General features: G+C 71.2%; 11 protein-coding genes. 9 read left to right on the top strand and 2 right to left on the bottom strand.

Annotated features, from left to right (window positions below; all coding sequences use genetic code 11):
• Nucleotides 1-5 precede the first annotated feature (5 nt).
• The 3 genes from cysD to GPA04_RS21250 all read left to right on the top strand — a co-directional run bounded on the left by cysD (nt 6) and on the right by GPA04_RS21250 (nt 3,469).
• A complete protein-coding gene (gene cysD, locus GPA04_RS19465; protein WP_156225966.1) occupies nt 6-935 on the top strand; it encodes a sulfate adenylyltransferase subunit CysD in 930 nt (309 codons plus the stop codon).
• Nucleotides 935-2,263, top strand: coding sequence for a sulfate adenylyltransferase subunit 1 (locus GPA04_RS19460; protein WP_156225882.1), 1,329 nt, complete (start codon nt 935-937; stop codon nt 2,261-2,263). The genes cysD and GPA04_RS19460 overlap by 1 nt, the downstream gene beginning before the upstream one ends.
• A 768-nt stretch (nt 2,264-3,031) precedes the next feature.
• Nucleotides 3,032-3,469, top strand: coding sequence for a DUF559 domain-containing protein (locus GPA04_RS21250; RefSeq protein WP_206674287.1), 438 nt, complete (start codon nt 3,032-3,034; stop codon nt 3,467-3,469).
• Nucleotides 3,470-3,606: 137 nt separating this feature from the next.
• Here GPA04_RS21250 and GPA04_RS19450 read toward each other — a convergent pair whose 3' ends face one another.
• Nucleotides 3,607-5,946: a beta-galactosidase gene (locus tag GPA04_RS19450; protein ID WP_156225880.1), complete on the bottom strand. Its 2,340-nt coding sequence runs from the start codon at nt 5,944-5,946 to the stop codon at nt 3,607-3,609.
• 87 nt (nt 5,947-6,033) lie between these two features.
• Here GPA04_RS19450 and GPA04_RS19445 point away from each other — a divergent pair, with 87 nt between their 5' ends.
• From GPA04_RS19445 to GPA04_RS19420, 6 genes are all read left to right on the top strand, one after another.
• A complete protein-coding gene (locus tag GPA04_RS19445; protein WP_156225879.1) occupies nt 6,034-9,411 on the top strand; it encodes a GH36-type glycosyl hydrolase domain-containing protein in 3,378 nt (1,125 codons plus the stop codon).
• A gap of 56 nt (nt 9,412-9,467) precedes the next feature.
• Complete coding sequence (locus GPA04_RS19440) at nt 9,468-11,138, top strand: ABC transporter substrate-binding protein (RefSeq protein ID WP_156225878.1); 1,671 nt, start codon at nt 9,468-9,470, stop codon at nt 11,136-11,138.
• Nucleotides 11,135-12,121 carry an ABC transporter permease gene (locus tag GPA04_RS19435; RefSeq protein ID WP_156225877.1) on the top strand — a complete coding sequence of 329 codons (987 nt, stop codon included), beginning with the start codon at nt 11,135-11,137 and terminating at the stop codon, nt 12,119-12,121. Before GPA04_RS19440 ends, GPA04_RS19435 begins: the two co-directional genes overlap by 4 nt.
• A 12-nt stretch (nt 12,122-12,133) precedes the next feature.
• Nucleotides 12,134-13,183, top strand: a complete 1,050-nt coding sequence (locus tag GPA04_RS19430; RefSeq protein ID WP_156225876.1) for an ABC transporter permease — start codon at nt 12,134-12,136, stop codon at nt 13,181-13,183.
• Nucleotides 13,183-14,895 (top strand): ABC transporter ATP-binding protein, encoded by a 1,713-nt coding sequence (locus GPA04_RS19425; protein ID WP_156225875.1) that lies wholly within the window; start codon nt 13,183-13,185, stop codon nt 14,893-14,895. Before GPA04_RS19430 ends, GPA04_RS19425 begins: the two co-directional genes overlap by 1 nt.
• Nucleotides 14,896-14,976: 81 nt before the next feature.
• The gene (locus GPA04_RS19420) at nt 14,977-15,627 is read left to right on the top strand and encodes a hypothetical protein (RefSeq protein ID WP_156225874.1); all 651 of its coding nucleotides are present in this window, start codon (nt 14,977-14,979) and stop codon (nt 15,625-15,627) included.
• A gap of 37 nt (nt 15,628-15,664) precedes the next feature.
• On the opposite strand, the gene GPA04_RS19415 is transcribed toward GPA04_RS19420, so the two are convergent.
• A complete protein-coding gene (locus GPA04_RS19415; RefSeq protein WP_156225873.1) occupies nt 15,665-16,150 on the bottom strand; it encodes a DUF1269 domain-containing protein in 486 nt (161 codons plus the stop codon).
• Nucleotides 16,151-16,219 lie beyond the last annotated feature (69 nt).

Genomic DNA, 16,219 nt, shown 5'->3' with positions numbered 1-16,219 from the left:
CCGATGTGACCGACCTGCGAGCGGAGGCCCCGCCGTCGGGCACGACCTTCGACCAGCTGGACCACCTCGAGAGCGAGGCGATCCACATCATCCGGGAGGTCGTGGGCGAGCTCGAGCGGCCCGTGATCCTGTTCTCGGGCGGCAAGGACTCCGTGGTGCTGCTGCACCTGGCGGCCAAGGCGTTCTGGCCGGGCAAGGTTCCGTTCCCGGTGATGCACGTGGACACCGGGCACAACTTCGAGGAGGTCCTCGCGTTCCGCGACCGCACCGTCGAGCGCCTCGGGATCCGCCTCGTGGTGGCCTCGGTGCAGGACTACATCGACGACGGCCGGCTGGCCGAGCGGGCCGACGGCACCCGGAACCCGCTGCAGACCCAGCCGTTGCTGGACGCGATCACCGAGCACCGGTTCGACGCCGTGTTCGGCGGTGCGCGCCGTGACGAGGAGAAGTCGCGGGCCAAGGAGCGGGTGGTGAGCCTGCGGGACGCCTTCGGCGCGTGGGACCCGCGCAACCAGCGACCGGAGCTGTGGAGCATCTACAACCCGCGGCACCGGCCCGGCGAGCACGTGCGCGTGTTCCCGCTGAGCAACTGGACCGAGCTCGACGTGTGGCGCTACATCGAGCGCGAGGGCATCGAGCTGCCGCCGCTGTACTACGCCCACGAGCGTGAGGTGTTCGCCCGCGACGGCATGTGGCTCGCGGTGACGCCGCACTCGCTGCCGCGGCCGCGCGAGGAGGTGGTGACGCGCCGGGTCCGCTACCGCACCGTGGGCGACGCCTCGTGTACGGGCGCCGTGCTGTCGGAGGCGGCGACCACGGCCGAGGTGATCGTCGAGGTCGCCTCGACCACCGTGACCGAGCGCGGCGCGACCCGTGCCGACGACCGCCTCAGCGAGGCCGCCATGGAGGACCGGAAGAAGGAGGGGTACTTCTGATGAGCACCCTGCAGGCGGTGGTCGAGCCGACCACCCGCACCACCTCGTTGCTCCGGCTCGCCACCGCGGGATCGGTCGACGACGGCAAGTCCACCCTCGTGGGCCGGCTGCTGCACGACAGCAAGAACGTGCTCGCCGACCAGCTCGACGCGCTCGAGCGGCTCTCCGCCGAGCGGGGCCTCGACGGCGCCGACCTCGCGCTGCTCACCGACGGCCTGCGGGCCGAACGCGAGCAGGGGATCACGATCGACGTCGCCTACCGGTACTTCAGCACCGGCGAGCGGGCGTTCATCCTCGCCGACTGCCCCGGCCACGTGCAGTACACCCGCAACACCGTGACCGGCGCCAGCACGGCCGACGCGATCCTCGTGCTGGTCGACGTCCGCAAGGGCGTGCTCGACCAGACCCGCCGCCACCTCGCGGTCGCCTCGCTGCTGCGGGTGCCGCACGTGGTGGTCGCCGTCAACAAGATCGACCTGGTCGACTTCGACGAGGCGACCTACCTCGGTGTGCTCGCGCAGGTGACCGAGCTCGCCGAGGCGCTCGGCATCGAGCGCGTGGTGACGGTACCGACGTCGGCGCTGGCCGGCGACAACGTCGTCGAGCGCTCGACCCGCACCCCCTGGTACGACGGGCCCGCCCTGCTGGAGCTGCTCGAGCAGCTGCCGCCCGCCGAGGCGGTGCTGTCGGAGTCGCTGCGGTTCGGCGTGCAGCGCGTGATCCGCCCGCAGTCGGCTGCGCTCGAGGAGCAGTACCGCGAGTACCGCGGCTACGCGGGCCGCATCAGTGCGGGCGTGGCACGGCCCGGCGACGAGGTCGTGGTGCTGCCCTCGGGCGTGCGTACGAGGATCGCCGGCGTCGACACGCCGTCGGGCGAGCTCCCGGAGGCCGTCACCGGCCGCTCGGTGACGATCCGGCTGACCGACGACGTCGACGTCACACGCGGTGACGTGATCGCCGCCGCCGCCGATGCCCCGCCTGCCGTGACCGAGGCCGAGGCGATGCTGTGCTGGCTCGCCGAGGTGCCCCTGCGCGGTGGCCAGCGCGTGCTGCTCAAGCACGGCTCGTCCACGGTGCAGGCGATCGTCACCCAGCTGCACGGCCGTCTCGACCTCGACGAGCTCAAGCTGCACGCCGCGAGCGCGTTCGACCTCAACGACATCGGCCGGGTGGCGCTCCGGCTGGCGCGCCCGCTCCCGCTCGAGGACTACCGCACCTCCCGCAGCGGCGGCGCGTTCGTGCTCATCGACCCGGTCTCCGGCGGCACCCTCGCGGCCGGCATGACCCGCGAGCCCGGTCGCGCCGGCGGCATCGAGTGGGAGATCTGACGCCGCCACCCGCTTGACGTCATACGCCGCGAGGAACCCCCACCACCCAACGTATGACGCAACGCGCCCCACAGCGCGGTACCGCGCAGCGCCGCCCATCACCCGCCGCGACATCGGCACCCCTCCGTGCTTGCGTCATACGTTGTGAGGGACCACTGCCACACAACGTATGACGCAAGAGTTCGCCTTCGTTGACGGGCACCCTGCTGCAGGTGCTCTATCCACAGGATGTCGTCCGGGGCATGCGCGCGGCGGGCCAACCGGACCACGATCGACGCCATGCCGCGCGCCCTGGAACCCTCCGATGAGCGGCTCCGACGCGCTCGTCAGCTGGGACGGCAACAAGGTGATGTGCTCTCACGGCCACAGCTGTACGCATGCGGGTTGACCCGATGGGAGATCGCCGGAGAGATCAGGGCGCGTCGATGGCAGGTGTTGAGCGACCAAGCTGTCGCGTTGCACAACAGCAGCGACGTGAGTGCCGTCGGGCACGCCTGGGCCGCGGTCCTGCAAGGCGGTCCCCGCGCACACCTCGACGGCGCGTCGGCGCTGATTGCTGACGGCCTGAGGCGCTTCGAGCAGGAACGCGTCCGCGTCAGCGTTCCTCGAGGCGCCCGGGTGCGCCGCACGCGCTTCTACGACATTCGACAGACCCGGCGTTGGTGCGCCGAGGACATCGTGCCCATCGGCATCCCTCGGAGCCGCCCACCTGTCGCTGCGATCCGGGGTGCCCTCTGGGCGCGCACTGACCGCGAGGCTGCCTATCTGGTGACCGCCACCGTTCAGCAAGGGCTGGTGCACCCGAACGATCTCGGTCTCGAGCTGCTCCGCGTGAAGCGCCATCGCCGCCGCGTTCCCCTGTCGGAGATCGTCAACGACATCCTCGACGGCGCCCGAGCGCTCGGCGAGCTCGACTTCGCCAAGGAGTGCCGCCGTCGAGAACTACCTCGACCTGACCGGCAGGTGTTGCGGCAGGACAACCGCGGCCGCTACTACCTCGACGTCTACTGGGACGCGCACAGCGTCGTGGTCGAGATTGACGGCATCCACCACACGTGGGCGGAGAACGTCGTGGGTGACGCACTGCGCCAGAACTTCCTGACGCTCGAGAGCGACACGGTGCTGAGGCTTCCGCTGCTCGGTCTCCGACTGCAGCCCGACGCGTTCTTCGCCCAGATCCGGGGGGCTCTCGGGCGAATCGCGTAGCGTCATGCATCGTGAGCAACCCCCACCACCGAACGTATGACGCAACGAGTGGAGCGGTGACCACGCCGTGGGGCCTCTCCCTTTGCGTCATACGTCGAGGGGCACTGCTTCCACCGAACGTATGACGCAAGGCTTGGTCAGAGCGGTAGGCGGCCGTCGGTCGGGACACTGACCTCGACGCCGTCGAGCCAGGCGCGTCGGGGCGTGCCGTCGAGGGCCTCGGCCAGCAGCACGTGATCGCCGTCGACCTCCTCGATCTCGGCCGTCGCCGCGAGAGTGCGGCCGCCGATGCGCACCCCGATCGGCAGCGCGAGCCCGGTCCGCGGGGGCAGCGCCAGCTCGGTGCCGCCGAGCAGCGCCTCCCCGTCCAGCTCGACGGCGGAGCGGAGCGTCGACCCGCTGACGTTGAGCAGGTGGAGCAGCCGTGAGCCGTCGCCGGCCCGGGTGGTCGTCGAGATGAGGCCCGGCACGGCGTCGCGGCGCAGCCCGGGCGTGACGCCGAGCCGCTCCAGCGCGGTCGCGAAGAACGCGAGGTCGGCGCCGAAGTCGCAGCCGATCACCACTGCAGGTCCGCTGCCGGTCGGCTGCACCAGCAGCCCGGCGGGCGCCCCGGACATCGCCTCGGTCAGCAGCACCTGCGCGTCGGGGGCGTCGTAGGTCTGGAGGCGTCCCACGCGCCGCTCGGTCCCGTAGCCCCAGCCGGCGACCTCGATCACCGAGGTGAACCGGCCCGGCCCGTCGCGCATCTCGCGGACGACCGCGACCCCGAGGGCGTCGGCCAGGATCGTGCACGGGGTCCCGTCGAGCTCGGTGGTGGGCAGCGCACCCAGCAGCAGCAGCGCTCCGCCGGCACCCACGTGCTCGGCGAGCCGTTCCTGGACCGCGCGGTCGCGCGCGGTGGGCGAGCCCAGCACGATCAGGTGGGGCCAGCCGTCCGGGCCGGGGTCCCGCTGCAGGTCTGCGGCGCCGTACCGCAGCCCGAGCGTCAGCAGCACCCGGCCCAGCAGGTCGCGCGGGCCGGCGCCGCGGCCGTGCTCGAGATCTCTCACCGCATCGGCGTCGTCGCCCTCGGCGAGCGGCGGCTGGTACTCGGTGAGGTAGTCGTCGAGGACCATGCCGAGCGCCAGGTCGTCGTGCTCCTCCCGGGAGTCCGCGAGCCAGGCCTCCAGGCGCCTTGCGACCCCGAACGCCTCGGCCGTCGCCTCGTAGGTGGCACCGGGGCGGCCCTCGGGGTCGACCGGTGCGGAGAAGCCGTGCCGCTCACCGGTGATCGCGAACCGGGTGGTGCCGTCGGTGCGCGGCGGGTCGGCCACGAAGTTCGTGCCGCCGGCGAAGAGGTAATAGCTGAGCAGCCGATGCCCCTGCGCGAGCGAGAGCCGCGTCTTGAGCACCACCGCGCTGGGGTCGACCTCGTGGCCGAGGTCGTCGCCGTAGTCACCACGGCCGGCCTCGAACTCGAGGGTCATGCCGGGCTGCTCGGGTGCGGCAGCCGCCATGAACGCGTTGATCAGGTGCAGGTCGGCAGCGGTGCGCAGAGTCAGGTCGCCGAGGTAGTGATCGGAGCCGGCTGCCATCTGGCTGCGCCCCACGTACGTCTCCAGCACCTGCGACAGCCCGATCGGGAACGAGGCGCCCGATCCACCCGAGGTGCCGTGGATGTTGATGAGGAAGGGCACGCCACCCATGCCGGCCGACGTCGCCATCGAGGCCAGCTCGGTGCCGTACCGGCCGAACTGCCCCCGGAAGAACAGCCCGAGGTCGAGCCGCAGCGCACGCGCCCACTCGGGGCGGGGCGAACGGACCGCGTCGGCGAAGCCGACTGCGGCGGGGAGCCCGGGGTAGCGCTCGAGCAGCGCGGAGCCGTACCTGCTCGCCAGCCAGTCGTGCAGCTCGGTGCACGCACGGTCGGTGAGCTGCGGCGTGTTGGAGACCCACGCGAGCATCCCGATCTCGTTGTCGAGCTGGACCGCGATGACGGGACCGCCGCGGGGTGCCGTGCGAGGTCCGACCACCTCGCCGAGGGCGGTGTACCAGCGGGCGACCTCGGTGAGGAACCCCGGCGCGAGGTAGTCAAGGTCCGAGGACGCGGCCGGCTCGCCGTGCCAGCCGACGGGCAGGGCCTCGGGGCGCTCGCGGCGGATGCGGTCGGGCACCCCCTCCCCCGCCATCTCGGCCATGATGAACGGCCCGGGGCGCAGCAGCACCCGCAGCCCGGTCTCGGCGGCCAGGTCGAGGAACGCGCCGAGATCGAGGGTCGGGTCGGTGCGGCCGGTGAGGTCGATGCTGCCGTCGCCGCGCTCGTGGACGACCCACGGCACGTACGTCGCCACGGTGTCGCCGCCGGCGGCGCGGAGCAGCCGCAGCCTGCCCGCCCAGTCGTCCCGCTTCAGCCGGAAGTAGTGGATCTCACCGGCGCGGACCAGGCTCGGTCGGCCGTCCACGAGCACCTCGCGTCGCTGCAGTCGGACGTCGCTCACGGGTCCTCCAGATCGCTGGAAAGGCTTGCCAAAGTAACCTAGTGTGCACTAGGTATGTGATGTACGGCACCCCGACCGAGGACGATGATGACTTCCAGGTTCACCGTGGGCGAGCGCGACGGCGTGTGGGCCGACGTGCAGCCGCACGGCGGCCTCGCCTGGCTGAGCTGGCGCACCACGCGGCTGAACATGTACGCCGCGAACGCTCTGGAGACACCGCTCGCCACCCCGTGGCTCCGGCTCCGTGACGGCGATGTCGTCACGGCGGTCCACCCCGTGCTCGGCCCGGCCTCCGGGTCGAGCATCTCGACCGTCGACGGCCGGCTGCTCGTGCACGGCGAGTGGGCCGGTGTCCGCTACACCGCGCGCCTCGAGCTGGCCGAGACCACGTGGGCGTGGGTGGTCGAGCTCACCGGCTCCGGAACGGTCGACGTCGTCGCCGTCCAGGACGTCGCGCTCGCGCCGCCCTGGCTGGTGCGCATGAACGAGCACTACGGGGCCCAGTACATCGACGTCACCCCGTTGCGCCATCCCGCGGCGGGCACGGTGGTCGCGGTCCGGCAGAACCAGCGCTTCGAGGGAACCAACCCGTGGCTGGTCATGGCCGCCACCGACGAGGTCGTCGGCTACGCCACCGATCTGCTCGACCTCGCCGGCCTGTCGTTGCGCACCGGCCAGGTCCCGGAGGGCCTGTTCGCACCGACGCTGCCCTCGCGGCGGTGGCAGCACGAGCACACGCTCGTCGCGCTGCAGACCGCGGCGACCGAGCTGAGCGTCGACACCCCGCACCGGCTCGCCGTCGTCGGCCTGGTCGTGGCCGACCACCCGGACGCGACGAGCCCGGCCGACCTGACCCACGCGGACCAGGCGCTGACCTGGGCGCGCGAGCTGATCGAGCCCGCCGGCCCGGGCGCCGTCGACGGCGGCGAGGAGACCGTCCCGACGCTGCTCGCACCCGCCGCGCTGCTCCCGGCGCAGGACGTGGCGGACCTGCCGGGCCTCGCCGAGGCGACCTACGTCGAGCGCGACGAGCACGGCGTGCTCGCCTACTTCCTCGGCAACGCCCGGCACGTGGTCACGCGGCGCAAGGAGCTCGGTCTCGTGCGCCCGCACGCCCACCTGCTGCGCTCCGGCGGGCGGTGGCTCCCGGAGGAGTCGATCCTCACCACGACCACCACGATGGGCGGCCAGCTCGCCTCCTACCTCACGCAGGGTCATGTCTCGAAGGACCGCCTGCTCTCGATCGGGCGCGGCTACCTCGGCCACCACCGCGCCGCCGGGCTGCGGGCGTTCGTGGAGATCGACGGCGTCTGGCACCTTCTCGACGCGCCCTCGCTGTGGTCGATCACGCCCGGCGCCGTCTCCTGGACCTATGTCACCGACACCCACGAGATCGAGGTGACGACGACGGCGCCCACCGACGAGCAGGTCGTCACGGTGGACGTCTCGGTCACCTCGGGCGAGCCGGTGCGGCTGCTGCTCGCGCTCAACCTCGCGCTCGACGGCGACGACGGGCTCGACGCCTACCCGCTGGAGCGCACCGACGGCCCCGAGGGGTCTGCCACCAGCACGTTCCTGGCGCCGGCCGGCTCAGCGCTGGCGGAACGGCGCCCGGGCGGCGGGCTCGTCATCGAGCGGACCGGCTCTGCCGCCGACGTCCCGCTCGGCGACGACGCACCGTTGTTCGCCGACGCGCGTCCGCGCGGTCTGCCCTGGGTCACGGTGACGACGGAGCCGACCACGAGCGCCGGGCTGCGGCTGTCGGCCACGCTGGTCCCGCTCCCCGAGGAGGTCGGTCCGGCGGACTTCTGGGACGGCGTGCTCGGCGGCCTCGACATCGAGCTGCCGCGCGAGGAGGCGCACCAGGCCGGGGGCGCGCTCGCGCAGGTCGATCGGCTGCGCCACGTGCTGCCGTGGCTGGCCGACAACGCCCTGACGCACTACCTGTCGCCGCGTGGGATCGAGCAGTACACCGGCGGCGGCTGGGGCACGCGCGACGTGTGTCAGGGACCCGTCGAGATGCTGCTGGCGCTCGAGCGGCACCCCGAGCTGCGGGCGCTGCTGCTGCGGGTGCTCGCCTCGCAGAGCCCCGAGGGCGGCTGGGGGCAGGCGTTCGAGATCTTCGAGATCGACCGGATCGCACCGAACGGTGACGCGCACGGCGACGTGATCTTCTGGCCGGTCCTCGCCGTGGGTCGGTACCTGCTCGCCACCGGGGACGCCTCGCTGCTGGGCGAGATGGTGCCCTTCTACACGGGCAGCGAAGGCGCCGGCGAGGCGACCGTCGCCGAGCACCTGCGCCGCGCCGTCGAGCTGGGCGCCTCGCTCGTGGTGCCGGGGACGCATCTGAGCGCCTACGGGCACGGCGACTGGAACGACTCGCTGCAGCCGGCGGACCCCGCCATGAAGGAGGGCATGACCTCCAGCTGGACGGTGACGCTGCACCACCACGCGCTGGTCACCCTCGCCGCCGGGATCGAGGCCGCCGGAGCGGACACGGCGGTGGCCGCCGGTGCGCTCAGCCCGGAGCGGCTGCGCAGCGACGCGGCGACGATCCTCGCGGAGCTCCAGGAGCACCTGGTACCCGACGGCACGGTCGCCGGTTACGGCCTGCTGCCACCCGGTGCGAACGAGTTCACCTACCTGCTCCACCCGCGTGACCACGAGACGGGGCTGACCTACTCGATCCTTCCGATGATCCACGCGATCATCGACGAGATCTTCACGCCGGAGCAGGCGGCCCATCACGCCGAGCTGATCGCCGAGCAGCTGGTGCTCCCGGACGGCGCCCACCTGTTCGACCGACCCCCGGTCTACCGCGGCGGCCCGATGCTGCGTTTCCAGCGTGCCGAGAGCGCGAGCTTCTTCGGCCGCGAGATCGGCACGATGTACACGCACGCCCACCTGCGCTACGCCGAGGCGATGGCCACGCTCGGCCGCGGGGCGGACCTGCTGCACGCCCTGGACCTGATCAACCCGGTCGACACGCGTGCCGCGACCGGCCACGCCCGTCGCCGGCAGGCGACGACGTACTTCTCCTCGAGCGACGCCGTCGTGCCCGACAGGTACGCCGCGCTCGAGCGCTGGGACGAGATCGTCCGCGGCGAGGTCGAGGTCGAGGGCGGGTGGCGCGTCTACTCCTCCGGCCCCGGGATCGCGCTGCGGATCGTGGTCGAGTGCCTGCTGGGGCTCACCCGCCGCGGCGACGCGCTCGTCGTCGACCCGGTACTGGTGCCAGAGCTGGACGGCCTGCAGGTGACGCTGCCGATCTGGGGCGTCCGCGCGCGGCTGCGGTTCCACGTGGGTGAGCGCGGCCACGGCCCCAGCGCTGTCCACGTCGACGGCGCTGCGGTGCCGGCGCGGCGCGAGCCGCACGCCTACCGCGACGGTGGGCTGCGGATCTCCAGGACAGAGCTGCAGCCGAGGCTGTTCGACGGGGTCGTCATCGACGTCGACATCCCCTAGCAGACGGTCGCGGCCACCCGGCCGCGACGGCGGGACCGAGCACAAGGAGGTGCCTGATGAGACGACGCAGAGCAAGGTTGAGGGCAGCGGCAGCGCTGCTCACCGCCGGCCTGGGGCTGTCGGCGTGCGCCACGATCGGGATCACGGATGTCCCCGAGGCGCCCGAGGGCATGATCGACGTGCTGCGGCTGCCCGCCGAGGCGACCGGCGCGGTGCAGGGTCTCATCAACTACAACTGGCTGAGCACGAACCCGATCACCTCGACGTGGCTGTACGAGCCGTTGATGATCCGTGACGAGTTCACCTGCGAGGCGATCGGCTGGCTGGCGACCGGATACGAGTGGGAGAGCCCGACCCGGCTGCGGATCGACCTCCGGGAGGGCGTGCAGTGGACCGACGGCGAGGACTTCACCTCCGAGGACGTCGCCTTCAACTTCCTCATGGCCAAGGAGTACCCGGCCGCTGACCGAGGAGGGCTGTGGAGCGACCTGTTCGGCGCGCCGGCCGAGTCGGTCGAGACCCCGGACGAGCACACCGTGATCGTCACCTTCACCGGCAGCGCGGTCGCCAAGACCGACAAGATCCTCAACGAGATCAAGATCGTCCCCGAGCACGTCTGGGCCGACGTCGGCGACCCGACCCAGTACGTCGACACCGACCCGGTCTCGACCGGACCGTTCGTGCACGAGTCCTACAACGGCCGCCAGCTGACGCTGGAGCGCAACGAGAGCTACTGGAACGCGGAGAACGTCAAGGTCGAGCGGCTGATCCTCGAGGGTCAGTACGACGCCAACTCCGGGGCACTCGCGATGCGCAACGGCGCGCTCGACCTGTACACCGGTGACATCCCCAACCCTGAGCGATCGGTCTCGCGCAGCGGCGTCGAGTACTACTACCCGCCGGGCGGTACCACCGTGCTCGCGATGAACATGACGCGACCGGTCACAGGCGACCTCGCCTTCCGGCAGGCGACGGCCTACGCGATCGACAAGGAGGCGCTGGCGCTGCGGGCGAGCTTCGGGATCATGGACGTCGGCAGCCAGACGATGCTCAAGCTGCCGATCCAGCAGGACCAGGTGCCGGAGCAGTGGCGCGGCGAGGAGTTCATCCCGCACGACCCTGCGACGGCGAACCAGATCCTCGACGAGGCCGGCTACGCGATGGGTGAGGACGGCTGGCGCACGGCACCCGACGGCTCCCCCATCGCCCTCGTGTTCTCCGTGCAGGCCGGCTGGATGGACTACATCGCGATGGCCGACGTCGTCGTCCGCAGCCTCCAGGCGGTCGGGATCGACGCCAAGGTCGTCACCACGGACCCGAACGCCGTCGACTCGATGAAGAAGTCCGGCGAGTACGACATGGTGCTCGACTCGATCGGCGGCGGGTGCCAGCGCTCCCGTGACCTCGGTGGCCGGCTGACGACCTCGCAGATCCCCGACGGGGACACGATCCTGCTCAACATCGCGCGGTACGACGACCCGGAGGTCGACCAGCTCGTCGAGGACTGGTCGGCCAGCACCGACCCGGCGCAGGAGGCCGGCTACCTCAGCGAGATCGTGGACGTGTACATGGAGCAGATGCCCTACATCGCGCTGCAGTACTCGCCGGTCCGGTTGATCTACCGCGAGGACAACGCCGTCGGCTGGCCGAGCGAGGACGACCCCTACCCCACCAACAACATGCTCCGTGTCATCACGACCCTCCGCCCGCCCGAGGACGCGGCATGAGGTACTACGCGCGCAAGACCGGCTACTTCCTGCTCACGCTGTGGGCGGCGGTCACGCTCAACTTCCTCATCCCGCGGCTGCAGCCCGGCGACCCGGCCGAGGTGATGGTCCGACAGCTGACCGGGCGCGACGGCGAGATCGACCCGACGCAGATCGAGGCGGTCCGGGCGATGCTGGGCTACGCCGACGAGAACGTGTTCGTGGCGTACTGGAAGTACCTGCAGCAGCTCGCTCAGGGAGATCTCGGGGTCTCCTTCACCTACTACCCCTTCACGGTCGGGGAGGTGATCGGGCAGGCGCTGCCGTGGACGCTCGGGCTGATCGGGGTCACCCAGATCCTGGCCTTCCTGCTCGGCACCTTCCTCGGCACCTACGCGGCCTGGCGCCGCAACTCGCGGTTCGACTCCTTCATCTCCGTGGGCTCGACGTTCCTGGGGAACCTGCAGTCGTTCTGGATCGGCATGATCATCCTGTTCGTGCTGGCCTACGAGCTGGGCTGGTTCCCCGCCGTGGGCGGCTACGGCTACACGACGCCGGGCTGGAACTGGCTGTTCGTCGCCGACGTCCTCTCGCACGCGTTCCTGCCCGCGCTGACGCTGATGGTCACGGCACCGATCGGGTTCATCCTCGGGATGCGCAACACGATGGTGCAGGAGCTGGGCGGCGACTACATCCGGCTCGCGCAGGCGGCGGGACTGCCCGACCGGAAGGTCGCCCTCGGCTATGCGGCCCGCAACGCGCTGCTGCCGACCGTGACCAGCTTCGCGCTCTCCCTCGGCGTGCTGATGAGCGGCTCGATCCTGGTCGAGCAGCTCTTCGACTACCCCGGCATGGGGCGGTTGATGGGTGAGGCGACCAGCAACCGCGACTTCCCGTTGATGCAGGCGATCCTGCTGACCACGATCACGATCGTGCTGACGGCGAGCTTCGTCGTCGACTTGCTGTACGGCGTCATCGACCCGCGTGCACGCAAGAGCCGGTGAGGAGGAGCCGAGATGACTGAGAACGAGACGTCCGCACCCGCCGGGCCGCCGCCGGCCCAGCTGGCACCGGTCGGCACGGCGGCCGAGGCCGACGCGACCAACGCGCCCCCCGGTGGCGCGGGGTCCGGACAGCGCCCGCCTGCCGAGGACCGCTGGAGCCGTGCGACCAAGCACGTCGAGGGCGCACCCGAGGTGCACGTCCACGTCCCCCGGCCACCGCGCTGGTACGCGGTGCTGTGGTCGAGCAAGAAGGCGCGGATCGGCATCGTCATGCTGGCCTTCTTCGTGTTCATCGCGATCTTCGCGCCGATGCTGACGCCCCACGACCCGAACGACTCCTCGTTCGTGCCGGTGCAGGACCCGAGCGGCGAGCACTGGCTCGGCACCAACACGCTCGGCTTCGACATCTACACCCAGCTGCTCTTCGGCACCCGGCTGTCGTTGGCGATCGGTGTCCTCGGGGGTCTCGGCGTCACCCTGATCGCGCTGCTGATCGGCATGGTCTCGGGCTACGCCGAGGGCACCTGGCTCGACGACGGCCTGTCCTTCCTCACGAACCTGGCGCTCGTGGTGCCGGTGCTGCCGCTGATGATGGTGATCGTCGCGTACTCGGAGACCCGCGGCCTGGGTCTGCTGGTGTTCGTGGTGGCGATCACCGGATGGGCCGGTCACGCGCGCACCAAGCGGGCGCAGATCATCACGCTGCGCAGCCGCGAGTTCGTGACGGCGGCGCGGTTCGGCGGCGACGGCATGCTCCGGATCGTGTTCCGCGAGATCATGCCGAACATGACCTCGCTGGTGGTCTCGGGCTTCATCGCGGCCTCCACGGCGGCCATCGCGGCCGAGGCCGGCCTGTCCTTCATGGGCTTCGGCGACCCGAACACGGTCTCGTGGGGACAGATGCTCTTCCAGGCGAACGCCAACGGCGCGCTGGTGCAGGGCCTGTGGGTGTGGCTGCTGGTCCCGGGTGTGTTCCTCGCCCTGATCACCACCTCGCTCAGCTTCGTCAACTTCGGTGTCGATCTGCTGAGCAACGCCCAGCTGCGCGAGGAGGAGAACTGATGGCGAACGAGCGCACCACCCCGGTCCTGCGGGTCGAGGACCTGAGCGTCCGGTACGAGCCCAGGCTCGGGACCGCTGTGGACGCCGTCAAGCACGCCTCGCTGACCGTGTCCGAGGGTGAGTTCGTCGGCCTCGTGGGCGAGTCCGGGTCGGGCAAGACCACGCTGGCCCAGGCGGTGCTGCGGCTGCTGCGCAAGCCTGGCCGGGTCGCCAACGGGCGCATCTGGTGGGGCGAGGACGACGTCACCGACGCGACGGAGAACGAGCTGCGGCCGAAGCGGTGGCGTGACGTCGCGACCGTGTTCCAGAGCTCGATGAACAGCCTCAACCCGGTGGTGCGGATCGAGAAGGTCTTCACCGACGTGATCACGGCGCACTCCGACTCCGACGCGGACGCCGCGCACGAGCGTGCCTGCGAGCTGATGGACATGGTGAGGATCGAGCGGTCCTTCCTGCGGATGTACCCGCACGAGCTCTCGGGCGGCATGCGCCAACGGGTCAACCTGGCGCTCGCGCTCGCGTTGCAGCCGAAGCTCGTGCTGTTCGACGAGCCGACCACCGGGCTCGACGTGGTCGTGCAGAAGCAGATCCTCGACGAGATCCGGCGGCTGCAGGCCGAGCTCCGGTTCGGCGCGATCCTCATCAGCCACGACATGGGCACGATCCTGGACTTCTCGGACCGGGTCGCCATCATGCTCGACGGCGAGATCGTCGAGGACGTCGCCACCGACACGTTGCTGACCGGGGGCCCGCAGCACCCGTACTCGGTGCACCTGCTCGGCTCCTACGGCGAGCTGCTCGGCGAGGACGTCGAGGGTTACGACGCCGCGGGTCTGAAGGCCGTGGAGGAGCGCGAGGAGCAGGTCGCGCAGATCCAGGAGGCGGTCGAGGTCCCGACGATCGTCGAGATCACCAATCTCGTCAAGCGCTTCGAGCGCCGCCGCGGGTTCCGGGTCGAGCACGTCGACGCGGTGACGGACGTGTCCCTGACGTTGCGCAAGGGCGAGGTGACCGCGCTGGTGGGCCAGAGCGGGAGCGGCAAGTCGACGATCGCACGGATCATCACCACGATCGAGTCGCCGACCTCCGGGCAGGTGCGCTACCACCCCGAGGGCGGCGGCGAGCCATGGGACATCACCCGGCTGAACCGCAAGCAGCGCAGGGTCTACGGCAACGCCGTCCAGTACGTGTTCCAGGACCCCTACGCCGCGCTGAACCCGGCCCTCACCGTCGCCTACCAGCTGTCGCGGCCGCTGCAGAACTACCGCGGCATGACCAAGCAGCAGGCGCTGGACGCCGCCGCCGAGCTGCTGGAGCAGGTGGGGCTGACGCCGGCGGCCGCGTATCTGGCGCGACTCCCGCACGAGCTCTCCGGCGGCCAGCGGCAGCGCGTGGTGATCGCCCGGGCGCTCGCGCCCGACCCGACGCTGCTGATCGCCGACGAGCCGATCGCGAGCCTCGACGTCTCGATCCGCGCCGAGATCCTCGAGCTGCTGCAGTCGCTGGTGCTGCGGCGTGGTGTCGGGATGCTGTACATCACGCACGACCTGCTCTCGGCACAGATGCTCGCCGATCATGCGATCGTGCTGCAGAACGGGCAGGTGCAGGAGCAGGGCCCGGCCAAGGAGGTCATCGAGAACCCGCAGGCGGGCTACACCCGAGAGCTCCTCGACGCCATCCCCAACCCCTTCCAGGACCGCTCCGTGGCGTGAGCCGAGCGGAACCACCCGCTCGTCAGCGTCGTTGAGCCAGGTGCATGCGCATCACGCAGTCCACACGACGGGAGCACGATCATGGGATTCCTGGACAGGCTCTTCGGGCGCAACGAGTCCTACCAGCCGGGCGGCACGCCGCGCCACGTGACACCGATGACCCCGGACGATCGCGCCGTGGACCGGTACCGGTACCTGCTGCGCACCGCGCCGCCGGACCAGGTCGAGCAGGCGCACGCCGAAGCCTTCGCCAGGCTGACACCGGAGCAGCGCACGCAGGTGCAGGCCGAGCTCGGCTCTGCCGTCCCCGCCGCAGAACGACCGGCGACGGACTCGCCGACCGACCTCGCCCGCAGCGCCACCCGCGCCGAGGTGCGGGAGCCGGGCACGCTCGAGCGCACCTTCGGCGGCCGTGACGACCAGGGCTTCGGCAGGGGCGGGGCCGGGTTCGGCGGGGGCCTGCTCGGGACCGTGGCAGGCGTGGTGATCGGGACCGCCGTCGCGCAGTCGATGTTCGGTGCCGCCTTCGCCGACCCCGCGGCCGAGTCACCCACCGACGCCCAGTCGGACGGCGGCGGCGAACCGGGCAGTGAACCGGGTGGGAGCGAGGCAGGCGGCGACGGCGGAGCCGCCGGCGCCACCGATGCCGGCGCCGTCGAACCGGGCGGGTTCGACCCGGGCGCGTTCGACGCCGGCGGCTTCGATGCGGGCGGCTTCGACGGCGGCTTCTGAGGCGCCGCGTCCGCGTCCCGCGGGAGCCCCGGCGAGGTCAGCCCTCGAACGCCTGCTTGATGTCGTCGAGCTCGCCCTCGACGAGGTTGGTGCCGATCAGGTGCCCGCTCTGGCCGCGGAACCGCTCGGCCAGCCGGTCGAGGTCGCTGTCGGAGGAGACGACGAACAGCGCGGAGGTGCCGGGCACGACCTCCTTGCCGATGTTGTCGAGCTGGTCGGAGCTGATCCCGACCCCCTCCATCTTCTTGCGCAGGATGTTGACCGCCGCACCGGCAGCGGCGCCGATCATCGGCAGGAAGATCAGCGAACCGATCACGGTCCCGATCAGCGCGCCCCAGCCGGCGGCGCGCCACTCGTCACGGTTCTCGTACTTGACCTTGGGCTGGTCCGCACCGAGCGGCCACTCGATGACCGCGTAGTCCTCGACCTTGATGAGCTTCTCGCTCCACGCCTGCTTGAGCGTGGTCGCGGCGGTCTCGGCTCCCTCGGGGGTGCCGAACTTCCAGGCTGTGAACGTGGTCATCGTCGTGCCTTCATCGGAACGGATGGGCACCAGTGTCTCCTGTGTCATGGCAGCACCGCAGCCGAAATC

Origin of the sequence: Pseudactinotalea suaedae, from assembly GCF_009733815.1 — a bacterium.
Taxonomy (GTDB): Bacteria; Actinomycetota; Actinomycetes; order Actinomycetales; family Beutenbergiaceae; genus Pseudactinotalea; species Pseudactinotalea suaedae.
This window is presented reverse-complemented; position numbering and strand designations above follow the sequence as displayed.